General features: G+C 72.1%; 21 protein-coding genes. 11 read left to right on the plus strand and 10 right to left on the minus strand.

Going from position 1 to position 24,436, the window contains the following annotated elements; all coding sequences use genetic code 11:
- Nucleotides 1–8: 8 nt before the first annotated feature.
- The 3 genes from ACFQO7_RS03820 to ACFQO7_RS03830 form a co-directional block, all read right to left on the minus strand.
- A complete protein-coding gene (locus tag ACFQO7_RS03820; RefSeq protein ID WP_376805063.1) occupies nucleotides 9–1,427 on the minus strand; it encodes an ATP-binding protein in 1,419 nt (472 codons plus the stop codon).
- Nucleotides 1,424–3,082: an NAD(P)/FAD-dependent oxidoreductase gene (locus ACFQO7_RS03825; protein ID WP_376805064.1), complete on the minus strand. Its 1,659-nt coding sequence runs from the start codon at nucleotides 3,080–3,082 to the stop codon at nucleotides 1,424–1,426. Before ACFQO7_RS03825 ends, ACFQO7_RS03820 begins: the two co-directional genes overlap by 4 nt.
- Nucleotides 3,083–3,161: 79 nt before the next feature.
- Nucleotides 3,162–4,142, minus strand: coding sequence for a phosphotransferase family protein (locus tag ACFQO7_RS03830; RefSeq protein ID WP_376805065.1), 981 nt, complete (start codon nucleotides 4,140–4,142; stop codon nucleotides 3,162–3,164).
- Nucleotides 4,143–4,529: 387 nt separating this feature from the next.
- Between ACFQO7_RS03830 and ACFQO7_RS03835 the strand changes: the two genes are divergently transcribed.
- From ACFQO7_RS03835 to ACFQO7_RS03845, 3 genes are all read left to right on the plus strand, one after another.
- Entirely contained in the window at nucleotides 4,530–6,422 is a 1,893-nt protein-coding gene (locus tag ACFQO7_RS03835) for a cellulase family glycosylhydrolase (protein WP_376805318.1), read from the plus strand.
- A gap of 225 nt (nucleotides 6,423–6,647) precedes the next feature.
- Nucleotides 6,648–9,449: a glycoside hydrolase family 9 protein gene (locus tag ACFQO7_RS03840; protein WP_376805066.1), complete on the plus strand. Its 2,802-nt coding sequence runs from the start codon at nucleotides 6,648–6,650 to the stop codon at nucleotides 9,447–9,449.
- 190 nt (nucleotides 9,450–9,639) lie between these two features.
- A complete protein-coding gene (locus tag ACFQO7_RS03845) occupies nucleotides 9,640–10,899 on the plus strand; it encodes a vanadium-dependent haloperoxidase (RefSeq protein WP_376805067.1) in 1,260 nt (419 codons plus the stop codon).
- 9 nt (nucleotides 10,900–10,908) lie between these two features.
- On the opposite strand, the gene ACFQO7_RS03850 is transcribed toward ACFQO7_RS03845, so the two are convergent.
- Nucleotides 10,909–12,702, minus strand: coding sequence for a glycoside hydrolase family 15 protein (locus ACFQO7_RS03850; protein ID WP_376805068.1), 1,794 nt, complete (start codon nucleotides 12,700–12,702; stop codon nucleotides 10,909–10,911).
- A gap of 75 nt (nucleotides 12,703–12,777) precedes the next feature.
- The gene (locus tag ACFQO7_RS03855; RefSeq protein ID WP_376805069.1) at nucleotides 12,778–13,578 is read right to left on the minus strand and encodes a metallophosphoesterase family protein; all 801 of its coding nucleotides are present in this window, start codon (nucleotides 13,576–13,578) and stop codon (nucleotides 12,778–12,780) included.
- Nucleotides 13,579–13,833: 255 nt separating this feature from the next.
- On the opposite strand from ACFQO7_RS03855, the gene ACFQO7_RS03860 reads away from it, so the two are divergent.
- From ACFQO7_RS03860 to ACFQO7_RS03885, 6 genes are all read left to right on the plus strand, one after another.
- Nucleotides 13,834–14,496: a LysE family translocator gene (locus ACFQO7_RS03860; RefSeq protein ID WP_376805070.1), complete on the plus strand. Its 663-nt coding sequence runs from the start codon at nucleotides 13,834–13,836 to the stop codon at nucleotides 14,494–14,496.
- An 80-nt stretch (nucleotides 14,497–14,576) separates the two neighbouring features.
- Nucleotides 14,577–15,416, plus strand: a complete 840-nt coding sequence (locus ACFQO7_RS03865) for an alpha/beta hydrolase (RefSeq protein WP_376805071.1) — start codon at nucleotides 14,577–14,579, stop codon at nucleotides 15,414–15,416.
- An 80-nt stretch (nucleotides 15,417–15,496) separates the two neighbouring features.
- Nucleotides 15,497–15,742, plus strand: a complete 246-nt coding sequence (locus ACFQO7_RS03870; protein ID WP_376805072.1) for a hypothetical protein — start codon at nucleotides 15,497–15,499, stop codon at nucleotides 15,740–15,742.
- A gap of 73 nt (nucleotides 15,743–15,815) precedes the next feature.
- A complete protein-coding gene (locus ACFQO7_RS03875; RefSeq protein ID WP_376805073.1) occupies nucleotides 15,816–17,003 on the plus strand; it encodes a cation diffusion facilitator family transporter in 1,188 nt (395 codons plus the stop codon).
- A 37-nt stretch (nucleotides 17,004–17,040) separates the two neighbouring features.
- Nucleotides 17,041–17,286, plus strand: a complete 246-nt coding sequence (locus ACFQO7_RS03880; RefSeq protein ID WP_376805074.1) for a DUF6458 family protein — start codon at nucleotides 17,041–17,043, stop codon at nucleotides 17,284–17,286.
- Between the two features lie 259 nt (nucleotides 17,287–17,545).
- Nucleotides 17,546–17,692 (plus strand): hypothetical protein, encoded by a 147-nt coding sequence (locus ACFQO7_RS03885; protein ID WP_376805075.1) that lies wholly within the window; start codon nucleotides 17,546–17,548, stop codon nucleotides 17,690–17,692.
- A 58-nt stretch (nucleotides 17,693–17,750) separates the two neighbouring features.
- On the opposite strand, the gene ACFQO7_RS03890 is transcribed toward ACFQO7_RS03885, so the two are convergent.
- Together ACFQO7_RS03890 and ACFQO7_RS03895 are read right to left on the minus strand one after the other, a co-directional pair.
- The gene (locus ACFQO7_RS03890) at nucleotides 17,751–18,494 is read right to left on the minus strand and encodes an ABC transporter permease (RefSeq protein WP_376805076.1); all 744 of its coding nucleotides are present in this window, start codon (nucleotides 18,492–18,494) and stop codon (nucleotides 17,751–17,753) included.
- 12 nt (nucleotides 18,495–18,506) lie between these two features.
- Nucleotides 18,507–19,241 carry an ABC transporter ATP-binding protein gene (locus ACFQO7_RS03895; protein ID WP_376805077.1) on the minus strand — a complete coding sequence of 245 codons (735 nt, stop codon included), beginning with the start codon at nucleotides 19,239–19,241 and terminating at the stop codon, nucleotides 18,507–18,509.
- A gap of 134 nt (nucleotides 19,242–19,375) precedes the next feature.
- Between ACFQO7_RS03895 and ACFQO7_RS03900 the strand changes: the two genes are divergently transcribed.
- Nucleotides 19,376–21,391, plus strand: a complete 2,016-nt coding sequence (locus ACFQO7_RS03900; RefSeq protein WP_376805078.1) for a sensor histidine kinase — start codon at nucleotides 19,376–19,378, stop codon at nucleotides 21,389–21,391.
- Nucleotides 21,355–22,005 (plus strand): response regulator transcription factor, encoded by a 651-nt coding sequence (locus ACFQO7_RS03905; RefSeq protein ID WP_376805079.1) that lies wholly within the window; start codon nucleotides 21,355–21,357, stop codon nucleotides 22,003–22,005. The genes ACFQO7_RS03900 and ACFQO7_RS03905 overlap by 37 nt, the downstream gene beginning before the upstream one ends.
- Before the next feature lie 105 nt (nucleotides 22,006–22,110).
- Here the strand turns inward: ACFQO7_RS03905 and ACFQO7_RS03910 are convergent, their stop codons facing one another.
- The 3 genes from ACFQO7_RS03910 to ACFQO7_RS03920 all read right to left on the minus strand — a co-directional run bounded on the left by ACFQO7_RS03910 (nucleotide 22,111) and on the right by ACFQO7_RS03920 (nucleotide 24,419).
- Entirely contained in the window at nucleotides 22,111–22,278 is a 168-nt protein-coding gene (locus ACFQO7_RS03910) for a hypothetical protein (RefSeq protein ID WP_376805080.1), read from the minus strand.
- Nucleotides 22,279–22,452: 174 nt separating this feature from the next.
- Nucleotides 22,453–23,520, minus strand: coding sequence for an ABC transporter permease (locus tag ACFQO7_RS03915; protein WP_376805081.1), 1,068 nt, complete (start codon nucleotides 23,518–23,520; stop codon nucleotides 22,453–22,455).
- Nucleotides 23,517–24,419 carry an ABC transporter ATP-binding protein gene (locus tag ACFQO7_RS03920; protein ID WP_376805082.1) on the minus strand — a complete coding sequence of 301 codons (903 nt, stop codon included), beginning with the start codon at nucleotides 24,417–24,419 and terminating at the stop codon, nucleotides 23,517–23,519. Before ACFQO7_RS03920 ends, ACFQO7_RS03915 begins: the two co-directional genes overlap by 4 nt.
- Between the last annotated feature and the right edge of the window lie 17 nt (nucleotides 24,420–24,436).

The following is a 24,436-nucleotide window of genomic DNA, read 5'->3' on the forward strand; positions in this document are numbered from 1 at the left end:
CGGGGCGGCTACTCGGCGGGCGGTTCGATGGGCAGCACCACCCGGAAGCGGGTGTCGCCGGGGGAGGACTCGACCCGGATGTCGCCGTGGTGCTTGTTGACCACGATCCGGTACGAGATGTCCAGGCCCAGGCCGGTGCCCTCGCCGACCGGCTTGGTGGTGAAGAACGGCTCGAAGATGCGCGGCCGGATCGCCGGGTCGATGCCGGTGCCGGTGTCGCCGATCTCCACGAACACGCAGTTGTTGTCTCGGCCGGTGCGGATGGTCAGCGTGCCCGAGCCGTGCATCGCGCCGAGCGCGTTGTCGATCAGGTTGGTCCACACCTGGTTCAGCTCGGCGGCGTACGCGGGGATCTTCGGCAGGGTCCGGTCCAGCTCCTTGACCACGGTGAGGTCCTTGGTGACCTTGCCGGCGAACATGGCCAGCGTCGCCTTGACCAGCTCGTTGACGTCGACCTCCTGGTACGGCGCGCGGTCCAGCTGCGAGTACTGCTTGGCGGCGGCGACCAGGCCGGAGATGCGGGTGACCGAGTCGTCGATCTCGCCCATCAGCAGCTCGGTCTCCAGGGTGTAGGTCAGCCAGCGCACCGCGGACTCGAAGTTCTCCGCGCCGACCGTGTCGGACACCTGTTCCAGCCACTCCTGGTCGACGCCGCCCGCGACCAGGGTCGGGGCGATGTCCCACGCGCCGGTGATGTCGCGCTCCTCCAGCCAGTCGGCGAGCGCGTCCTCGGCGTCGGCCGTCTGCACCGGGGTGAGCTGGGCCGCGCCGTCGATCCGCTTGACCGCCTCCTCCTGCAGGTCGACGAGCTGGCGCAGCCGGGTGCCGTCGAGCCGCCCGTCGGCGATCAGCGACAGCTTGTGCCGCATCCCGGCGACGCGCTGGCGCAGCACGGACGTGGCCCGCACCGCCGCGGCGGCCGGGTTGTTCAGCTCGTGGGTGAGCCCGGCCGACAGCGAGCCCAGGGCCAGCAGGCGTTCGCGCTCGCCGACCAGGGTCTGCATGCTGCGCATGCCGAAGAACAGGCCTTCGAGCAGGTGCATCGCCATCGGGAACCACTCGCGCATGACGGTGCCGAAGTCGTCGGCGGGCAGCACGAAGAACTCGGTGTCGGTGACCGCGAGCAGGGAGTGCACGTACTTCTGCGGGACCCGGTCGCCGAGGTAGGCCTGGGTGGCTCCGGCGTACACGCCGCGCTGGTCGGTGCGGCTGACCTCGATGCTGTCGCCGTGCACCTGGCGGCTGAGCGCGACGGTGCCCGACAGCAGCACGTAGAAGCAGCTGGCCTCGTCGCCCTCGGCGAAGACGGGACCGGCGGGGATGCATTCGATGCGGCCGTGTTCGGCCAGCCAGGCGAGCTGGTCGTCGCTGAGCGATTCGAACAGGAACAGCTCGCGTAGCAGCGCGGGGGTGAGTTCGATGGTCACTGCCCCTCCAGATAACGGTGTACGAGTGAGATGGCCATGGCGCCCTCGCCGACGGCGGAGGCGACGCGTTTGACCGAGTCGGATCGCACGTCACCGGCGGCGAACACGCCCGGCACGCTGGCTTCCAGGTGGTAGGGGTCGCGGTCCAGGCGCCACCCGGTCGGGCGCTTGCCGCCGCTGAGCAGGTCCGGCCCGGTCAGCACGAAGCCGTGCTCGTCGCGGGCCAGCACGCCGTCCAGCCAGTCGGTGCCCGGCTCCGCGCCGATGAAGATGAACAGCCAGGACGCGTCGACCCGGGTCTCTTCGCCGGTGCGGGTGTCGACCAGGGTGAGGTGCTCCAGGTGGTCGTCGCCACCACCTTCTTTGACCTGGGTGTACGGGTGCACGGTGATGTTCTCGATCGCCTCGATCTGGTCGATCAGGTACCGCGACATGGACCGGCGCAGGTCCTCGCCGCGGATCAGCATGTGCACGCGGCTGGCGTACCGGGAGAAGTAGACGGCGGCCTGGCCGGCCGAGTTGGCCCCGCCGACGATGTAGACGTCCTGGTCCTGGCAGCCGGGCGCCTCGGTGGCGGCCGAGCCGTAGTACACGCCGCGGCCGGTCAGGTCGGCGCAGCCGGGCACGTCGAGCATCCGGTACGACACGCCGGTGGCCAGGACCACGGCGTGCGCGGCGATGCGGCTGCCGTCGGCGAAGTGCACGACCCGGGCCGAGCCGCAGGTCTCCAGCAAGGTGACCTCGCGGGCCGAGAGCAGCTCGGCGCCGAACTTCAGCGCCTGGCGGCGGGCCCGCTCGGTGAGCTGCGCGCCGGACACGCCGTCGGGGAAGCCGAGGTAGTTCTCGATGCGGCTGCTCTGCCCGGCCTGCCCGCCGGTGGCCCGGCGCTCGACGAGCACGGTGCGCAGGCCCTCGGAGGCGGCGTACACCGCCGAGCCGAGTCCGGCGGGACCGGCCCCGACGACGATCACGTCGTAGAAGTCGGCGGCCGGGGTGGTGGTCAAGCCGATGTTGCCGGCCAGTTCCGCCTCGTTGGGCTGGACCAGGGTCTTGCCCTCGGCGGTCACCACGAGCGGCACGTCGTCGGCGGTCAGCCCGGCCGCGGCCAGCAGGCGCGCGCCTTCGGGGTCGTCGGCGACGTACCAGCGGAACGGGACCAGGTTGCGGGCGAGGAAATCGCGGATCTTGTAGGAGTGCGCGGACCAGCGGTGGCCCACCACGCGCAGCTCGGCGGTGGCCGCGTCCGGGGTCGCCAGCCAGGACTGCAGCAGGTCGTCCACGACGGGGTAGAGGTGCTCCTCCGGCGGGTTCCACGGCTTGAGCAGGTAGTGGTCCAGGTCGACCAGGTTGATCGCGTTGATCGCCGCGTCGGTGTCGGCGTACGCGGTCAGCAGCACCCGCCGCGCCCGCGGGTAGAGGTCCATCGCCGATTCCAGGAACTCGATGCCGTTCATCTGCGGCATCCGGTAGTCGGCCAGCAGCACGGCGACCTGCTGCCCGCGCAGCTTCAGCTCGCGCAGCGCGTCGAGGGCCTCGCTGCCCGAACTCGCCCGCACCACCCGGTAGTTCTCGCCGTAATGCCGGCGCAGGTCACGCGCCACCGCGCGGGAGACGTTGGGGTCGTCGTCCACGGTCAGGATCGCCGGAGTGCTCATGTCACCTATCAAAACACCTTCGCGGGCGCTTTCCATGGCATCGTGATCACAAGCGCATCACCGGTCACGCCTGTAACTTTCATGTCGCGGCGAGCCGGTCGAGATTCGCGGCGAGCTGTCCGCCGGACGTGGCGAGCAGTTCGGCGTTCTCCTTCTCCGGGTAGCCGCGCACGGCCGTCTCGGCGATCAGGATCAGCCACAGGTAGATCCGGTACAGGGTGAGGCGGGTCTGCTCGTCGGCGGTCAGCGGCCGGCCGAGGAAGCCGTCGATCGCGGCCGCGGCCTGGTCCTCGGGGATCCACGTCGCCAGCGAGACCAGTTCGGCGATCGGGTCGCCGTAGAAGGCCCGCTCGCCGTCGATGACGGCCTCGACCCGCCAGCCGTCGCCGTCGGCCAGCACGAACACGTTGCCGTCCCACAGGTCGAAGTGGACCAGCGCGGGCACGGTCACCGCGTCGAGCAGCGGGGCGTGGCGGGCGACCAGCCCGCGGATCTCGGCGGCGGGCCGGGGCAGCGGCCGCTCGGTGGCCGTCGCGTCGGCCAGGATGTCGTCGACGAAGCACAGGAACGACTCTCGCCAGGACGCCGAGCGGGTGCGCCCGTCGCGGCGCGGGTAGCCGAAGCGCTCACCGGTGACGGCGGTGCCGGCCGCGGCGATACGGCCCAGCTCGTGGCGCACCGCGAGCACGTGCTCGGCGGACATGGTCTGCTTGGCCTGCTCGAAGGAGACGCCGCGAAGCCGTTCCATGACCATGACGCCGCTGTCGGCGTCGGCGTGCCACATCCGCGGCAGCGGCACGCCCGCCGCGGCGGCCCGTTCGAAGAACTCGATCTCGGTGAACATCAGGTCGACCTCGTAGGTCAGCGTCGTGACGCCCTTGTCCGGCGCGACCTTCAGCACCACCTCGCGGCCGTCGGCCAGGCGCACGGCGTGGGCGGCGTTGAAGAAGCCGTCGGTGAACTCCTCGTGCTGCTCGACGAGGACATGCTCGCCCAGGGCCCGCCGGATCAGGCGGGCGATGTCGGCTTCGGACAGCACGGGCTTGGTGAGGCTGCGCATGGCCCGATCATGGTGGGAGAGCGCTTCCAGAAGCAAGGCCGTCGGGGACGGTGGCGGCAGGGATTGACGCAAACTGTTGCGTCCGGGTTACCGGAGCCTTACGCTCCAACACAAATGGGAGCGCTCCCGTTCATTGTCATCGATGTCCGGTTCCATGCTGGACGGTCGTCGGCAGGGACGGAGCCCGGTCACCCGCCGAGGCGGGCCGTCCGCGCCCCCCGGTGCCCGCCGGGGGGAAGCGGGTTTGCCCGGTCACGGCTGGGAGCGCTCCCGACCTGCGGCGGCCACCGATCATCGCCGCACCACCGCTTCCGGAAGGTACTCATGGCACTCACTCCGAAGGCGGGGATACGCAGACGACTGCGCATCCCCCTCGCACTGGCCACGATGGCCACCATGCTGGCGGCCGGCGCGGCCGTGCTCGCCCCGACGACCGCCGCCGCCGCGGTGCCGGAGAAGGACTGGCTGCACGTCCAGGGCAACAAGGTCGTCGACGAGGCCGGCAACGAGGTGTGGCTGACCGGCGTCAACTGGTTCGGCTTCAACGCCTCCGAGCGGGTCTTCCACGGCCTGTGGTCGGGCAACATCACCACCATCACCAAGGGCATGGCCGACCGCGGCATCAACCTGGTCCGCGTGCCGATCTCCACCCAGCTGCTGCTGGAGTGGAAGAACGGCCAGACGGTCGCCGCGCCCAACGTGAACACGTACGCCAACCCCGAGCTGGCCGGCAAGAACAACCTGCAGATCTGGGACTACTGGCTGCAGCTGTGCGAGCAGTACGGCATCAAGGTCATGCTCGACGTGCACAGCGCGGAGGCGGACAACTCCGGTCACATCCACCCGGTGTGGTGGAAGGGCACGATCACGGTCGAGCAGTTCTACCAGGCGTGGGAGTGGGTGACCAACCGGTACAAGAACAACGACACCATCATCGCGATGGACATCAAGAACGAGCCGCACGGCACCCCCAACTCCCCGCCGCGGGCCAAGTGGGACAACAGCACCGACCAGGACAACTTCAAGTACACCTGCGAGACCGCGGGCAAGCGCATCCTGGCGATCAACCCCAACGTGCTGATCCTGTGCGAGGGCATCGAGGTCTACCCGCGTCCCGGTGAGACCTGGAGCTCCCCGAACACCGACCCGGACCTGTCGCCGAACTACTTCTACAACTGGTGGGGCGGCAACCTGCGCGGCGTGCGCGACTACCCGATCAACCTCGGGGCCAACCAGGACCAGCTGATGTACTCCCCGCACGACTACGGACCGCTGGTCTACGAGCAGCCGTGGTTCCAGGGCACGTTCGACAAGGCGTCGCTGACCAACGACGTGTGGCGGCCGAACTGGTTCTACATCCACGAGGACGGCATCGCGCCGCTGCTGATCGGCGAGTGGGGCGGCCGGCTCGGCCAGGACGCCCGCCAGGACAAGTGGATGACCGCGCTGCGCGACCTGATCGTGCAGTACCGCCTGCACCAGACGTTCTGGGTGCTCAACCCGAACTCCGGTGACACCGGCGGCCTGCTGCTCGACGACTGGGCCACCTGGGACACCGCCAAGTACAACCTGCTCAAGCCGGCGCTGTGGCAGCACCAGGGCAAGTTCGTCAGCCTCGACCACCAGGTCCGGCTCGGCGGCGCGACCAGCACCACCGGCTACCACCTCGCCGACGTGTACGGCGGCGGGGGCACCGGCGGCGACACCATCGCCCCGTCCGCGCCGGGCAACCCGAGCGTCACCGGCGTCACCAGCAGCTCGGTGTCGCTGACCTGGGGCGCGGCCACCGACAACGTCGGCGTGACGGCGTACGAGGTCTACCGCGCCGGGACCAAGGTCGCCACGGTCTCCGGGCTGACCTACACCGACACGGGGCTGTCCGCGTCGACGGCGTACCAGTACACGGTGCGGGCCAGGGACGCCGCGGGCAACGTGTCGGCGGCCTCGGCCGCGGTCACCGGCACCACGTCCGGGGGCGGCGGAGGCGGCAGCGGCTGCACGGCCACCCTGCTGGTGACCGGCTCCTGGCAGGGCGGCATGCAGGCGGAGGTGACCGTCAAGAACACCAGCACCATGACGTCGGCCGCCTGGTCCGTCGTGCTGAACATCCCCGGCACGCTGACCATCGCCAACCTGTGGAACGGCAACCGGACCGGCAGCACCGTCACCAACGCGCCGCACAACGGCACGCTGGCCCCGTCGGCGAGCACGTCCTTCGGGTTCGTGGCCAACGGCACCGGCACGGTCACCGTGACCAGCTGCGCCCTCGCTGTTCCGTGATCACCACCGGCCGGCGGCGGGCCCCTCCCCGCCGCCGGCCGGACCGCTCGTCGAGGCGGGCCGAGACCGCTGCCCGGCGGCCCGGCCCGCACCTGCCCGATGCGGCCCGGTCGAAGGCCTCGCGCCGCGACAAGGGCCGACCGGGCCACCCGGCCTGCGGGACGCGCTGTCCTCCCCGGCGCGTCCCGCAGGCGCCGACCGTCCAGCCGATCACTGGAGTCACCCATGAAACGTCCCCTGTCCCGGCGGCTGCGCCTGGTGCTCGCCGCCGCGGCCGCCGCCGTCCTGCTTCCGCTGCCCGCCGCGCCCGCGGCGGCCGACTTCGACACCAGCCCCGTCCGGGTCAACCAGATCGGCTACCTCACCGGCGCTGACAAGATCGCCACGGTGGTCACCACCGGCAGCGCGCGTGCCTGGCAGGTGCGGCAGGCTTCCGGCGGCGCGACCGTCGCCTCCGGCACCACCACCGTGTACGGCAGCGACCGCGCCTCCGGCGACACCGTGCAGCAGGCCGACTTCAGTGCCCTGAGCACGCCCGGCGACTACGTGCTGTGGGTCGACGGCGTCGGCACCAGCGTGCCGTTCACGATCTCGGCGTCCTCGCTCTACCCGGCGCTGGGCCGCGAGGCGATGCAGTACTTCTACTTCCACCGCATGGGCGCGGCCGTCGACGGCCAGTTCCTGCAGAACAGTGGGCACGCCCACGCGGCACTGCACTCCGGCGACGAGTCGGTGCCCTGCTACAACGGCTGGTGCGGCAGCCAGCGGCTGAACGTGCGCTACTCCTGGGCCGACGCCGGCGACTTCGGCATCTACGCGGTCAACCACGCGGTGTCGGCGTGGACGCTGCTCAACCTGCTGGAGCGGGAGCCGGCCGCGTACGGCGACGGGTCGCTGCCGATCCCGGAGCGCACCAACGGCCGCCCGGACATCCTGGACGAGGTCGAGTTCGGCTCGCGCTGGATGGCGGGCCTGCTGCCGTCGACCGGGCTGGCCTCGCACAAGGTGCACAACCACGCCTGGAGCGCGTTCCCGGTGACCTCGGTCGACCAGGAGAACGGGCTGGCCCGTTCCGCGATGGGGCCGTCGACGAACGCGACGTACGCGGTGGCGCGGACCAACGCGCAGCTCGCCCGGGTGCTGGCCCCGTACGACGCGACCCGGGCGGCGACGCTGTGGGGCATCGCGAAGGACGCCTGGACCAGGGCCGAGGCGCAGCCTAACGTCGACTACAACACGACCGCCGACGCCGAGGGCGGCGGCGACTACGGCGACACGAAGAACAGCGACGACCGGTACGCGGCCGCCGCCGAGCTGTACCTCACCGCGCTCAAGCGCAGCGACTCGGCCGTGTCCGGCTACCGCACGGCGGTCACCGGTTCGCCGCACTACCGGGAGATGGGGCAGTTCGACTGGGCCGAGGTCGCCGCGACCGGGACGCTGTCGCTGGTCAGCGTGGCCAACGACCTGCCCGCCGCGGACCTGGCCACGATGCGCGGCAACGTGCGCTCCTTCGCGGACCAGATCGTCACGACGCTGCGGGGCGAGGGCTATCCGTCGCTGATCGGCGGCGCGTCGGCGTATCCGTGGGGCTCGAACTCGTTCATCGCGAACCGGATGCTGGTGCTCGGCGTGGCCTACGACGACTCGGGCAGCCTGGGCTACCTCAAGGCGATGAACCGGGCCATGGACTACCTGATGGGCAACAACGCGATGCGCCTGTCGTACGTCACCGGCTACGGCGAGTACGCCGAGACCGACCTGCACGACCGCTGGGCGTGGGGCAAGTACCCGGGGCTCGCGTACCCGAAGGGCTGGCTGGCCGGCGGGCCGAACAACGAGCTGATCAACGATCCGGCCACGCCCACCGGCCGCCCGGCGGCCAAGTCATACGCGGGCAAGAACACCGCGCCCGACGCGTGGGGCTCCAAGGAGAACACGATCAACTGGAACGCCCCGCTGGTCTGGGTCGCCACCCACCTCGACCGCAACACCGCCGACCTGACCGGCGGCACGCCCCCGGTGGACGTCACGCCGCCGACCGTGCCGGGCAACCCGAGAGTCACCGGCACCTCGGCCACATCGATCTCGCTGGCCTGGGACGCGTCCACCGACAACGTCGGCGTCGTCGGCTACGACGTCTACCGCGGCACGGTCAAGGTGGGCACGCCGACCGGCACGTCCTACACCGACACCGGCCTGACCCCGTCGACGGCGTACACGTACACGGTGCGGGCGCGCGACGCGGGCGGCTATGTCTCGGCCGCCTCGACGGCGGTGACGGGGACGACCCAGGCCGGCGACGTCGTGCCGCCCGCAACACCGGCGAACCTGCGGGTCACCGCGACCGGCAGCGACACGGTCACCATCACCTGGGACGCGGTGCCGACGGCGGTGAGCTACGCGGTGCGGCGCGGCAGCGTGCAGGTCGCCGTGGTGACCGGGACGTCGTACACCGACACCGGGCTGAGCCCGAGCACGGCGTACACGTACACCGTGCAGGCCCGCAACGCCGCCGGTGACGCCTCGACGTGGTCCGGTCCGATCACCGCGACCACGTCCGCGCCGCCTGCCGGGGGCGGGCTGACCGTGCGGTACAAGAACAACGACGGCTCGCCGACCGACAACTCGATCCGGTTCGGGCTGCAGGTCGTCAACAGCGGAACGTCCTCGCTCGGGCTGACCACGGTCACCGCCCGCTACTACCTGACCCGCGACGGGTCAGCGGGTGTGACCGTGTACTGCGACTGGGCCCAGCTCGGCTGCGCGAACGTGCGTTTCACCGTGGTGAGCCTGGCCACCCCGGTGAGCGGGGCGGACACCTACGTCGAGGTCGCGTTCACCGGCGGCACGCTCGCCGCGGGCGCGTCGACCGGGGAGATCCAGTTGCGCCTGCACAAGGCCGACTGGAGCCCGTTCAACGAGGTCGGCGACTACAGCCGGGGCACCAACACGGCGTTCGCGGACGCGTCCACCATCCCCGGATACACCGGCGGCGTGCTCTCCTGGGGCACCCCGCCGGCGTGACCGGTCCGCCCGGGGCTCCCCCCGCCAGGGGAGCCCCGGGCACCTGCGTTCGCCGGTCCGTGCGATGCGCTGACCTGCATCTTTCTGGTGAATCACCGGTGCGGCCTGTTCGTTTTCCGGTCACAAACCCGCACAATGGACACGTTGCTGCCGGCCCATCCGGGGCGGGCACGTGCCCTCGGGAGTGTTCATGCGGCTCCGAGCCCGCCGTACCGGCGCAGTCCTCACTGTCCTCGCCGCCGCGACCGCGGCCCTCGCTCCGGTCGGCGCGCCCGCGGCCGTGCTGTCCGCGGTCAACGCGGTCGTGGTGTGGAACCAGCACACCGAGGACACGATCCGCAACGCCGGCCCCTTCGTGCCGCACGTCGCCCTGATCAACCGCGCCATGGTGCACGGTGCCGTCTACGACGCGGTCAACGGCATCACCCGCACCCATCGGCCGTACCTGGTGCAGGTCGAAGCCCAGCCGGGCGACTCGGTGGACGCCGCCGCGGCCACCGCCGCGTTCCGTATGCTGACCCACCTGTTCCCGGCCCAGTCCGCCGCACTGCAGACCAAGTACGACGCCGCGCTCGCGGCCGTGCCCGACGGGCCCGCCAAGCTGGGCGGCATCACCGACGGCGAGCAGGCCGCGACCGCGATGATCACGGCGCGCACCGGCGACGGGCGCGGCGGCCCGGCCGACGTGGTCATCGGCACCGAGCCGGGGCAGTGGCGGCCCACGCCGCCCGCCTTCGCCATCGACCCCGCGCCGTGGGCGGGCAACGTGAAGCCGTTCCTGGTCCCCGACGTCGCGGCGCTGCGCTCGGATGGCCCCAACGCGCTCACCAGCGCGGACTACGCGGAGGACTTCAACGAGGTCAAGGCGGTCGGCTCGCGGACCAGCACCACGCGCACCGCCGACCAGACCGACGCCGCCCGCTGGTGGGCCGCGGTGCCGCAGGAGGCGATGCTGCGCGCGCTGGCCACCGGCCACAACCTGTCCGCCGACGACAGCGCCCGCCTGTTCGCGCAGGTCGGCATGTCCACCGCGGACGCCGTCATCGCCTGCCACAACGACAAGGCGCACTGGAAGTCCTGGCGGCCGGTCACCGCGATCCACGAGGCCGCGAACGACGGCAACCCGGCCACCGACCCTGACCCGTCCTGGGTTCCGCTGCTGGACACCCCGCCGTGGTACGAGCACTCGTCCGGGCACTCCTGCAACATCTCCGCCTGGTCCTACGCGCTGACCGACTTCTTCGGCACCGACCAGGTCGCCTTCTCCGGCTTCAACGCGGTCACCGGCACCACCCGCACCTTCGCCCGGTTCTCCGAAGCCCGCAAGGAGATCATCGACGCCCGGGTGTGGGCGGGCATCCACTTCCGCACCGCCGACCACCACGGTGCGGTCATCGGTAAGAAGGTCGCCTTCTACGGGGCGAAGCATTACTTCCAGCCGGTGTTCTGAGCAGCGGCGTCACTCACGGGGCCGGTTCTCCGCCGGCCCCATCGCCGCGGCCAGGTGGCGCGCGGTGTCGATCAGCGGCACGTGGCTGAACGCCTGCGGGAAGTTGCCCACCTGGCGGAGCGCGTCGGTGTCGTACTCCTCGGCCAGCAGCCCCACGTCGTTGCGCAGGGCGAGCAGCCGTTCGAACACCTCGCGGGCCTCGTCCACCCGCCCCATCAGGGCGTAGTTCTGGGCCAGCCAGAACGTGCAGGCCAGGAACGCGCCCTCGCCCGGGGGCAGGCCGTCCACCGCCGACCCGGGGTGCTGGGTGTAGCGCTGCACGAAGCCGTCGCGCATCAGCTCCCGCTCGATCGCGGCGACCGTGCCGCGCACCCGCTCGTCGGTCGCGGGCAGGAAGCCGACCAGCGGCATCATCAGCAGCGACGCGTCCAGCTCGGCGGAGCCGTAGAACTGGGTGAACGTCTTGCGGCGCGGGTCGTAGCCCTGGTCGAGGATGTCGGCCCGGATCCGCCGGCACAGGTCGCGCCAGTGCTCGACCGGGCCGGTCTGGCCGAACTGCTCGGCGGCCTTGACCGCCCGGTCCGCGGCGACCCAGGCCATCAGCTTGGAGTGGGTGAACTGCCGTGCGCCGCCGCGGACCTCCCAGATGCCGTCGTCGGGCCGGGTCCAGTTCTCCGACACGAAGCTCATCAGCGCGCGCTCCAGGTCCCAGGTGTGCTGGTCGTACTCCAACCCCGCCTTGCGCGCCTGGTGCAGCGCGTCCATGACCTCGCCGTATACGTCGAGCTGGAACTGCTCGGAGGCGGCGTTGCCGATGCGGACCGGGCTGCCGCAGTAGCCGGGCAGCCAGTCCGCGATGCGCTCGGTGAGCAGGCGCTCGCCCGCCACGCCGTACATGATCTGCAGCTGGGACGGGTCGCCCGCGATCGCCCGCAGCAGCCAGGCCCGCCAGGCGCGCGCCTCGTCGACGAACCCGGCGTACATCAGCGACTGCAGGGTGATGGTGGCGTCGCGCAGCCAGCAGTAGCGGTAGTCCCAGTTGCGCACCCCGCCCAGCTCCTCGGGCAGCGAGGTGGTCGCCGCGGCGACGATGCCGCCGGTCGGGCCGTAGGTGAGGCCCTTCAGGGTGAGTAGAGAGCGAATCACGGCTTCGCGCCACGGCCCGTCGTAGGTGCAGCCCGCGATCCACTCCTCCCAGTACGAGACGGTGCCTTCCAAGGCCACGATCGGGTCGACCGGGTGTGGGGTGGGCAGGTGTGACTCGCGCCAGGTCAGCACGAACGGCACGTGGAAGCCCGCGCCGACGCTGAAGTCGGCGACCGTGGCGAGATTCTCCCCGTGCAGCGCGACCGGGGTGCGCAGCCACACCGCGTCCGGCCCGGCGATGGCCACCGTGTCGGCGTCCATGCGGCGCACCCAGGGCACGACGTGCCCGTAGTCGAAGCGCAGCCGCAGGTCCATGCGCATCGGCACCCGGCCGTGCACGCCTTCGACGATGCGCACCACGTCGGCGGCCTCGCCGCGCGGCGGCATGAAGTCGACCAGCCGTACGGTGCCCTCGTCGGTGTCGAACTCGGTCTCCAGCACGAGCGTGTCCCCGCGGTAGCGCCGCCGCACCGCGCGCACCGGGGTCGCCGGGGCGATCTGCCAGCGGCCGTGTTCGGGGGTGCCGAGCAGCGCCGCGAAGATCGCGCCGGAGTCGAAGCGGGGCAGGCAGAGCCAGTCGATCGACCCGTCGTTGCCGACGAGCGCCGCCGTCTGGGTGTCGCCGATGACCGCGTAGTCCTCGATGCGCAGGGGCATGGCAACGACGGTACCCCGGTGGCGGCGGCCGAAACCGCGGCGCGCTCCGGTGGGTGATCGCGACCGGGCCGTCGGTCAGCGGCCCGGTGTCAGCAGGACCACCCGGGAGTCCACGTTGAGCACATGCCCGCCGCCCAGTGTGGACAGCGGGTCGGGCCAGTGCACGTGGCCGCAGACCGTCAGCGGCGGCGCGGCCCGGCGCACCCGCTCGCCGAGCACGGCGTTGCCGCGCTGGTCCGGCCGCGCCCCGGCCGGGCCTTCGTGCAGTACGAGCAGGTCGGGTGCTGTGGCGAGGGCGCGGTCGAGGCGGGCGAGCTGGTCGCGTTCGGCGCGCCGGCCCGGCCGGGCGGGGTCGCCGGTGATGCCGCTCACCCCGGCGAAGCGCACGCCCGCGTGCACGACCGCGTCGCCGTCGAGCGGCACCGGGGTCGGGTCGAGACCGGCCAGATCGGACGGCGTGAGCACGTCGTGGTTGCCGAGGACCCCGGTGACGAGGCGGCATCCGGCGGCGGCGAAGGCGAGCCAGACGTCGGCGACGTCACCGCTCGCGCCGCGTACGTCGGCGGTCGGCGCGGAGTAGAGGTCACCGGCGAGCACCACGGCGAGCCGGTCCGGCGGCGGCACCAGGCCCTGCTCGGCCCAGCCGGCCAGATGGTCGGCGAGCGCGACTCCGAGCAGCACGGATGCGCCTTGGAGCGGCGACGGAGCGACGCCCTGCAGGTCACCGGCGACGAGAACGGCCTCGCAGTCGTCGGGCACCCGGGTCACGGCCAGCCGCTGCACGGGCAGCCGCGCCGACTCGGTGCCGCCGCCCGACCGGGCCTGCCGGTAGGCCAGACCTGTCACGGTCGTCAGCTCGTCTTCGGTCACCCGCATCGGCTGACCGTAGCGGGTGCAGGCTCGGGGGCACATCTGCTGGAACGGTTACATCTATTTTGATGTGGCCACATCAAAATAGATGTAACCGCCGCACGCGGGTGTTGTCGTCGCAGTGAACGGTCCGTTTTTGCCGGAGTCGGCGGCGTCGGGTGGTCGCCCGCGCCGCGGGAACTGCGGCAGCGCAGACGGCTGCGCGGCGGCCGGCGGCACGGCGCGGTGTGCGCTCGCGCGCCGCGTGAGAGACTGCGGCGCGTGACCATCACCTCGGCCGTCGTCTCGTTCGCCCTCGTCGCCGGAGTGCTCACGATCATCCCCGGGGTGGACACGGCGCTGGTGCTGCGCGTCGCGGTCGCCCGGGGACGCGGGCACGCGTACGCCACTGCCGCCGGCATCTGCACCGGCGCGCTGGTCTGGGGCGCCGCCGCGGCCGCCGGAGTCTCCGCCCTCCTGCTGGCCAGCACCACCGCGTACGCCGTCATGCGCGTGGCAGGCGGGATCTACCTGGTCGTCATCGGCGCCCTCATGCTGCGTGACGCCTGGCGCTTCCGCCGCACCGGAACCGCCGAGCCGACCCCCGCCGCCGTGCCGCCCCCCGCGACCGGCTCGGCCTGGCGCGCCTTCGGCACCGGCGCCCTGACCAACCTCCTCAACCCCAAGGTCGGCCTCTTCTACGTCGCGATGCTCCCGCAGTTCCTGCCCGACGACGTCGCCGCCCTCCCCATGGGGCTCCTCCTGGCCCTGGTCCACGACCTCGAAGCCATGCTCTGGTTCGCCCTGCTCATCGGCGGCATCGACCTGGCCCGCCGCTGGTGGACCGGCGACACCGCCACCCCCGCCCGCCTCCGCCGCCTCACCGACGCCCTAGCCGGCACCCTCCTCATCTCCCTAGGCCTCCGCCTAACCGCCGACCGCTGAAAGGAAGGGCACCTTCTTAACACCGGATGCGGCGCGGGCTGCCGCTTCGTGGCGGTGGCCGCAGGGGTGAGAATGGAACGGTGTTGAAGGCATCGTCGCTGGTTCGCCCTGCGCTGATCGTGCTGCTAATCATCGCGGTGTTGGTGACGGCGCTGTGGCTGCTGCAGCGACGGCTGATCTTCTTGCCGGACACCGCGCACCCCGGCCCGGCCGACCGGACGATTTCCGGCGCGCAGGACGTCACCCTGCACACCGCCGACGGGTTGGCGCTGACCGCCTGGCTGGTGCCGCCGACCGGCCCGGACCGCGACCTGACCGTGCTCGTCGCCGGCGGCAACGCGGGCAACCGTGCCGACCGGGCCCCGGTCGCGCGGGCGCTGTCCGCGCGCGGGTTCACCGTGCTGCTCATGGACTACCGCGGGTACGGCGGCAACCCCGGCAGCCCCAGCGAGACCGGCCTGGCACAGGACGTCCGCGCGGCGTACCGCCACCTCGTGGACGAGACGAAGAAACGCCCGGATCAGATCATCTACTTCGGAGAGAGCCTGGGCTGCGCCGCCGTCACCGGTCTGGCCGCCGAGCACCCGCCCGCCGGGCTGCTGCTGCGCTCGCCGTTCACGGACCTGGCGGCGACCGCCGCCGAGCACTACCCGTTCCTGCCGGTACGCCTCATGCTGCGCGACCGGTTCCCGGTGGCCGAGCAGATCGCGGACATCGCCGTGCCGACCGCCGTGGTCTACGGCACCGAGGACTCGATCGTGCCCGCGGAGCAGAGCCTCGCGGTCGCGAAGGCCGCGGCCGGCGCGGTCGAGATCACGCCGGTCGAGGGGGCGGACCACAACGACGCGGTGCTGTTCGAGGGGCACGAACTGATGGCCGCCGTCGATCGCCTCGCCGACCGGATCGACGGCGCTTCCTGACCGACGCATCAGGCCCGCGGCGAGGTGCGCGGGCCGGATATGTTTCGGGGTCGATGCCTGCGGTTGGCGAGGGAGCGGTCATGGCATGGTGGCGCAAGCGGGACATCACCGAACGGGCGTTCGTGATGTACGTCAAGGACAAGGACGACTACCAGCCGTACTACGCGGCCACCTGCGAATGCGGCTGGTGCGGGGAGGCCCGCCCGGACGAGCCGGGGGCCAGGGAGGCCGCCTTCGCCGACGTGCACGCTCACGCCGCGGTCCACGCGGAGATCTTCCCCATCGAGGTGCTGCCGGACGTGGAGTATCCCCTCGACGGGCCGTGACACGGCGACCGCGACGGCGTGCTGAGCGGCGAGCGCGCTCGACTTCTGCTTAAGTGGGCGCGGGAGGCACGCCATGAGTGACGATCACCGCCACGGCTCGAACGGCCACGGCCACGCGGAGCACGGTCCCGGCGAGCACGGCGCGCACCCGCACGAACACGACCATCAGCACGACCACGAGGGCCACGACCACGAGGGCCACGATCACGACGGCCACGACCACGGTCACGATCATGCGAGCGTGGGCCTGCTCTCCCGGCTGAAGCACCAGCTCGGCCACCTCTTCAGCCCGCACTCGCACGACGCGGCGGACAAGGTGGACTCCGCGATGGAGTCCTCCCGCGAGGGCCTGCGCGCCCTGTGGATCTCACTGGTGGTGCTCGGCCTCACCGCCCTGCTGCAGGCCGTCGTCGTGTACTTCTCCCACTCGGTCGCCCTGCTCGGCGACACCCTGCACAACGTGGCCGACGCGCTGACCGCGGTGCCGCTGGGCGTGGCGTTCGTGCTGGGCCGCCGCCGCCCGACCCGCTCGTACACGTACGGCTTCGGCCGGGCCGAGGATCTCGCCGGCATCTTCATCGTGCTGACCATCGCGGCGTCGGCGGCGCTGGCCGGATACGAGGCGTTGCGCCGGCTGCTCGACCCGCAGGAGGTGCGCCACCTGCCCTACGTCGCCGCGGCGGCGCTGATCGGGTTCGCGGGCAACGAACTGGTGGCCCGCTACCGCATCGTCGTCGGGCGGCGCATCGGCTCGGCGGCGCTCGTCGCGGACGGGCTGCACGCGCGTACCGACGGCTTCACCTCACTCGCCGTGCTGCTCGGCGCGGGCGGTGCCGCGCTGGGGTGGTGGTGGGCGGACCCGGTGGTGGGCCTGCTCATCACGGTGGCGATCCTGCTGGTGCTCAAGGACGCCGCACGCGAGGTGTACCGGCGGCTGATGGACGCGGTCGACCCGAGACTCGTCGACGCCGTCGAGCAGACGCTGCGCGGCACCCCGGGCGTGGTCGACGTGGGCGAGGTGCGGCTGCGCTGGATCGGGCACCGGCTGCGGGCCGAGTGCGCGGTGGCCGTCGACGCCCAGCTGACGGTGAGCCGGGCGCACGCGATCGCGGTCGACGCCGAGCACCGGCTGCTGCACGCGGTGCCGAAACTGACGGCCGCCATGGTGCACGCCGATCCGGCCGGGACGCACGCCGACCCGCACGCGGTGCTGAACCACCACCGTGATCCCGAGGTTGGCGGGGCGCGCGACCGGGTATAGCCGCTGGCGAGGCGATGGTCGCCAGAAGGAGGCTGACATGGGTATCGGCGCGAGCCTTTTCCTGATCGCGCTGGGCGCGATCCTCACATTCGCCCTGGACGTGAGCATCAGTGGGCTGGACCTGGACGTGGTCGGCTGGATCCTGATGGTCGTCGGCGCGCTCGGGATGGTGCTGACCCTCACCATCTGGAGCAGCCGCCGCCGCAGCGTCGTGACCAGTGCGCCCACGGAGCGCCGGGTCATCGAGGAGACCCGCGACACCGTGCCCCCCGGCACGGTCTGACCGTCTTCCGCGAAGGCGGGACCCGTCCGGGTCCCGCCTTCGCGGCTTCAGCCTCGGCCGCCCGGGGCGCGGTCGTCGAAGGCGGCGGACCGGGGCCATCCCCTTCACCTCGCAACGCGCCTTCGACGACGTCGTCGCAAGCATCTACCTGGGTATCGGACGGCCGGACCTGGGCGGGTTCCTCGCCGACCTGGCCGCGGCGAAGGACTTCGGCGAGTACCGCCGGGTCGTCGAGGACGCGGTCGGGCCCAGTGACCTGATGCGGTTCCTGGAACTCGACGAGGGCGCGGCTCTGGCCGTCAACCCGGACATCACGGAGTTCCGCCTGGTACGAATCGTCGCGGGCAACCCGCTGACGATGAGCGAGATGGCCCGGTACGTGCCCGACGCGGCGACCGCCGGCTGAACAGGCCGAAGCCGCACCCCCGAGATGGGGTGCGGCTTCGGCCGAGGCCAACGGCCTGTCACTGCCAGCGGAACAGCCGGATCGCGAGAGCCCCCGTGACCAGGGTGTACCCGGCGGCCACGGCCAGGTGCAGGGGCTGCGGCCAGGCGCCGTTCCAGGCGGCCTGCATCGCCTGCGACGCCGCGCCCAGCGGGGTGAAGTCGGCGACCCGCTGCGCGCCGTCGGGCATCATGTCGCCCGGGGTCCACACCCCGGCGAAGAACAGCATCGGAAAGTACACGAGGGTGCCGATGCCGGCCGAGGCGCGGGCGTTGGGCGTCACCGCGGCGATGAACAGCGCCACGCCGGTCATCGCGCCGGCGCCGAGCAGGTAGGCGACCAGCAGGGCCGGCCAGTTCTCCGGCCCGCGGCTGCCGAACGCCACCGCGGCGGTCAGCATCATCAGCGCCGAACCCGCGACCAGGGCCGCGACGTTCACGCCGAGCTGCGCGCCGATCAGCGCCGACGGCTTCACCGGCGTGGTGGCCAGCCGCTTGAGCACGCCCCGCTCGCGGTACTGGGCGAGCACGCTGAGCAGGGAGGTCATCGTCACCGTGCCGATGGCCAGGGCCAGCACGATGGGCAGGTACAGGTTGATGGGGCGCTCGCCGCCGAAGTCGGGCGACGGTTCGCTGAACGCGGGGATGGCGTTGCCGAGCACGATCACGAGCACGGCCGGGAAGGCCAGCGCGAAGAACGCGCTCACCGGCTCCCGCAGGAACAGCCGGGCCTCGGCGCCGGTCAGTCGGGTCAGGGCGGACATGGGTGCTCCTGTTCAGTTGTCGCGGTCGGTGCCGGTCAGGGCGAGGAACGCGTCCTCGAGGTTGGCGCGGTAGCCGTCGACGTCGCCGACACCCGCGATCAGCGCGGCCGGGGTGTCCAGCGCGACGATCTTCCCGCCGTCGAGCACGGCGAGCCGGTCGCAGAGCCGCTCGGCCTCGTCCATGAAGTGGGTGACCAGCAGCACGGTCACGCCGCGGTCGCGGATCTGGCGGATCAGCTTCCACGTCTCGCGCCGGGCCCGCGGGTCCAGGCCGGTGGTGAGCTCGTCCAGGATCGCCAGGCGCGGGTTGCCGATCAGCGCGAGCGCGATCGACAGGCGCTGCTTCTGGCCGCCGGACAGCTTCGCGTACGGCACCCGGACCTGCTCGGTCAGCCCGACCGCGGCCAGCAGCTCGCGCCAGTCGGCGGGGTCGCGATAGAAGGAGGCGTACAGCTGCATGGCCTCGCCGACGCGCAGCCGGTCCTGCAGCTGGCTCTCCTGCAGTTGCACCCCGATGATCCGGCGCAGCTCCTCCCGGTCGGTCCGGGTGTCCAGACCGAACACGCCGATGCTGCCCGCGTCGGGGGTACGCAGGCCGGAGATGCACTCGACGGTGGTGGTCTTGCCGGCGCCGTTCTCGCCGAGGATGCCGAAGATCTCGCCTTCGGCGACGGTGAAGGAGACGCCGTCGACGACCGTGCGGTCGCCGTACCGCTTGGTGAGCCCGTTGACTTCGATGACTGTCATGCCGATAGACGGTAGAGACGCGATGCGAGCGCCGGTATGCGGCTGCGCGCCGAGCGGGGGTGTAGGAAACCCCACCCCGGCCGGGGGCCCACGCGCAGTGCCGTGACCCGCGCCGATCGGCGACGATGTGTCGCATGTTCCGGTCGTACGCCCTCGCCCCGCTGCGCTGCGTCGCCCTCGCGCTGCTCGCGGTCTTCGGATTCGTCGCCTCGCTGCCGCTGATGATGGCGATCGGCGCGGTCGTCACCTACCCGGCCGTGCTGCAGCTGGTCCGCCGGCTGACCGCGCTGTCGCGCCGGCTGGCCGGCTCCTGGAGCGGGGTGGTGATCGACCCGCCATACCGCGCGGGCCCGGTGCCCACGCCGCCGCGCCGCCCCGACGGCTGGTACGAGCACGACGGCCAGCTGTTCAAGACCCGCCACTATCCGGCCTTCTTCCTGCGCATGCAGTGGCTGAGCGACGACCCGGCGACGGCCCGGGACTGGATGTGGCTGGTGCTGCTCGCACCCGTCGGTGCCTTGGTCGCGCTGCTCGCCCCGGGCCTGCTCGTGGCCGGTGTGCTCCTTGTCGCGGGCATGACCGGTCCCGGCCGCCGGGTGCTGGCCGATGCGGGACTGACCGACCTGGTGGCCGGTTTCGGCCTGCCGATGCCCGGCTGGGCCGTGCTCGCGGCCGGTTTCACCGCGATCGCCGTCGGGGTGCTCGCCGGGCCGACCCTGCTGCGGGCGCACGGCCGCTGGGCCCGGCAGTGGCTCGGCGACCCGGGTCTGACCTGGTGGAAGTCGTCCGGGATCGGGGACTGGCTGCGCCGCGGCGGGCACGACACGTGGAAGGCGGCGCTGCTGCTCGGGCTGTCGCTGACCGGGTTCGCGGTGTTCGCGCTGACGCTGCTGTTGACCATGCTCAGCGGCGGGTTCGGCATCGCCTGGCTGGCGTACGCGATCCGGCCGATGCTCAACCACTACCGGCGGCTGTGCGTGCAGTGGGGCGGCGGCGAGCCCATGCCGGACCCGTACCGGCAGCGTGAGCCCGTGCCCGAGCCCGGACCCGACGGCCGCTACCGCGTCGGGCGCACCCTCTACGCCACCCGCGACGGCGCCCGCCGCGCCGGCTTCTTCCCGTGGATCCTCGGCGACCCGGCCACCTGGCGCGACCTGGCCTGGATGGCCACCGCGCCGGTGGCGGCGCTGGTCGCCGTGATCCCCGGCGTGCTGATCGGCGCGGGTTACTTCGGGCTGTTCTGGCAGGCGCTGTTCTGGCCGCTGTGGGGCGTGCCGCTCGGCCTCGTCACCGGCCTGTGGATCAGCCCCTGGTACGTCTGGCAGCTGTTCACCCTGGGCGTGCCCGCCGCCGACGTGCTGCCGGGCTGGACGTCCATCCCGATCGGCCTGGCTCTCGGGCTGCTCGGCGTGGTGCTGGCCCGCCCGGTGCTGCGGCTGATCACCGGCTGGGCGCGGCTGCTGCTCGCGCCGAGCCGGTCCGCCCGGCTCACCCAGCGCGTCGAGCATCTCGCCCAGACCCGCGCCGAGGCCGTCGACGCGCAGAGCGCCGAGCTGCGCCGCATCGAACGCGACCTGCACGACGGCGCGCAGGCCCGGCTCGTCGCCGTCGGGCTGAGCCTGGGCACGGTCGAGCAGCTGATGGACCGCGACCCGGCCGCCGCCCGCGCGCTGCTGGCCCAGGCCCGGGAGACCTCCGCCGCGGCCCTGGCCGAGCTGCGTGACCTGGTCCGCGGCATCCACCCGCCGGTGCTCGCCGAGCGCGGCCTCGCCGACGCCGTACGCGCCCTCGCGCTGGACTCCGCACTGCCCGTGGAGGTGCGCGCCGACCTGGCCGGGCAGCCGCCCGCGCCGGTCGCCACCGCCGCGTACTTCGCGGTCGCCGAGGCGCTGACCAACGCCGCCCGGCACGCGCAGGCCGGCCGGGTCGGCGTGGACATCCGGCACACCGGCGGCCTGCTGCGGGTCACCGTCACCGACGACGGGCGCGGCGGGGCCGCACCGTCCCACGGCGGCGGGCTGCACGGGCTGCGCCGGCGACTCGCTACATTCGACGGAACCCTCGCCCTGCACAGCCCGCAGGGCGGCCCCACCGTGCTGACCCTGGAGATACCGTGCGCGTTGTCCTCGCCGAGGACCTCTACCTCCTGAGGGAAGGGCTGGTCCGCCTGCTGGAGGCGCACGACTGCACCGTCGTCGCCGCCGTGGAGACCGGCCCCGACCTGCTCGACGCTCTGCTCAGGCACCGGCCTGACGTGGCCGTGGTCGACGTTCGGCTGCCGCCGACGAACACCGACGAAGGGCTGCAGGCGGCGCTGACGGCGCGTCGGCAGGTGCCAGGGCTGCCGGTGCTGGTGCTGTCGCAGCACGTCGAGCAGCTGTACGCGCGCGAGCTGCTGGCCGATGGGACCGGCGGGATCGGATACCTGCTCAAGGACCGGGTGTTCAACGCCGACCAGTTCCTCGACGCGGTGCGCCGGGTCGCCGGGGGCGGCACCGCGATGGACCCGGAGGTCATCGCGAAGCTGCTCCAGCAGCCCGCGCGCAACGTGCCGCTGGCCCGGCTGACCCCGCGCGAGCGGGAGGTGCTGGAGCTGATGGCCGAGGGGCGCTCCAACGCGGCGATCGGGCAGCGGCTGTTCCTGTCGGAGAGCGCGGTCGGCAAGCATACGGCCAGCATCTTCGGCAAACTCGACCTCGCCCCGTCCGATGACGACAACCGGCGCGTCCTGGCGGTCCTCGCCTACCTCAACGGCGCGACCTGAGCCCGTCACGGCCCGCGCGCTCAAGATCGCTCGACTTGCCAGGCAGGTGGGCGTAAGTGGCCTCAAGATACGCACAGGCGCCCGGCAGGTCGAGCGGTCTTGGGGTCACGCGCCGCAGTCGGCGCACCACGCGGTGCTGGTGGGAGCGTTGTGGTCGAGGCGGCACAGGCCGTGTGCGCCGTCCTCGGCTAGGACGACGCGCCGGCCGAGGAACAGCAACGTGGCCGACGACACCGCGAGAGCGGCTACCGCCAGGACGAGGTACGTGCTCATCGGCTCACGGTGGCGGCACCGGGTGAAGCAGCCGGGGACGGGTCCTGAACGGGGGCCGACCGGTGCCCGAATGCTCGGCAGCCACAACGCCGCAGCTCGCGGCCGGGCTGCGTCAAGAAGGGCACCTTCTTATACGCGTAGCGATAAGAAGGTGCCCTTCCTTTGCCCAAAGGGTCAGGCGTCGTCCCAGCGGAAGAGGGCGGCGGCGACGGCGGACAGGACGAGGGTGAAGGCGAGCAGGATGCCGATGTCGGGCAGGGTGACGGCGATGCTCTCGCCGCGGACCATGACGTCCTGCATCGAGGAGACGAGGTGTTTGAGCGGGAGGAATTCCGAGATCTGCCGGAGCCACGCCGGCGCGCCGTCGAGGGGGAAGAACGCGCCGGACAGGAACGCCATCGGCAGGGTGATGAGGTTGGCGATGGCGCTGGCCGCCTCGGGGGTCTTCGAAGCCGCGCCGGCGACCAGGCCGATGGACAGGAAGGCCAGCGTTCCGGCGATCATGATGGGGATGAACGCCCACCACTGGTCGGACAGCTGCAGGCCGAAGTAGGGCAGCAGGGCGACGCCGATGAAGATGGCCGACTGGACCAGGGCGATGGCGATGCTCACCGACACCCGCGCGCCGATGATCGAGGCGACCGGCACAGGGGACAGCCGCAGGCGGCGCAGGATCTTCTTCTGCCGCCAGGTGACCAGCGTGAGCGCCGCGCCGAACGTCGCGCCGGTGGCGATCGCCCAGCCCAGCAGGCCGGGGGTCATGTACTGGATCGCCTTGAGGGACTGGTCCTCGACCGGCTGGGCGCGCAGTGTGGTCGCCGGGGTGGTGACGCCCGCGGCGGCGAGGTTCGCCTGCTGGACCAGCGACTCCAGGATGCCCTGCACGGTGGCGGCCTTGACCGCGTCCGCGGCCGAGTAATGCACGATCAGCTCCCCGCCGACCTGCTCGATCGCGGCTGCCTTGTCGCCCTTGCGCACCTCCTCCAGCGCGGCGGCGCGGTCGGCCGTACGGGTCACCGCGAGCACCCGGTCCAGCCCCGCGGCGGCCTCGGCGGGCAGCTGGTCGACGACCGGCACCGAACCGATCTGCAGGATGTCGGTCTTCGACGCGCCCGCGTCCTTGAACAGGCCGCCGAACAGCACCAGGAACATCAGCGGGAACAGGATGGTGAAGAACATGGCGGTGCGGTCGCGGAAGAAGCCGCGGGCCATCGCCGTGGAGAGGCTGACGAAGCCGGTCATGCCCGGTACTCCCGTCCGGTCAGGTGCAGGAAGACGTCTTCGAGGGTGGCGCCGCGCACCGACAGGCCGCGCAGCGCGTCCCGCTCGGCCAGGGCCGACAGCACGGGCGCGGGGGTACGCGTCGCGATGGTCAGCGACACCCCGTCGTCGGTCACGTCGAGCCCGTCGGCGAGTCCCCGGGCCGCGTCGGCGGTGATCACGCCGCTCTCGATCGCGATCCGGGTCGGCGCGTCCAGGTCACGCACCAGCGTCGCGGGCGGCCCGGACTCCAGGATGCGGCCGTGGTCCATGATGGCGACCCGGTCGCACAGCGACTCCGCCTCGTCGAGGTAGTGCGTCGTCAGCACCACGGTGCGGCCCTGCGCGCTGATGTCGCGCAGCACGTCCCACAGGTTGCGGCGGGCCTGCGGATCCAGGCCGGACGTCGGCTCGTCGAGGAACACCAGGTCCGGCCCGTGGGCCAGGGCGCACGCGATGGACAGCCGCTGCTGCTGGCCGCCGGACAGGTCCTCGTTGCGCTTGTCGGCCATGTCCTCCAGGCCGACCACGCCGAGCCACTCGTCGGCCTTGCGCGCCGTCACGCCGTACAGCGAGGCGAAGGTGCGGATCTGCTCGCGGGCGGTCAGCCGCTCGAAGAACGCGCTGGCCTGCAGCTGCACGCCGATGCGGGGAAGCAGCCGCGGGTTGCGCGGCCACGGGCTCTCGCCGAACAGGGCGACGCTGCCCGAGTCGGGCTGGCGCAACCCCTCCATCATCTCCAGGGTGGTGGTCTTCCCCGCGCCGTTGGGCCCGAGGATGCCGAAGAACTCCCCGGCCTGCACGTCGAAGGAGACGCCGTCGACGGCGCGCAGCTCGCCGTAGGCCTTGCGCAGCTCCTCGACCTTGATCGTCGGTGACATGACCTGCACCGTACCCC

The sequence above is a fragment of the Catellatospora aurea genome (assembly GCF_042663325.1).
GTDB lineage: Bacteria > Actinomycetota > Actinomycetes > Mycobacteriales > Micromonosporaceae > Catellatospora > Catellatospora aurea.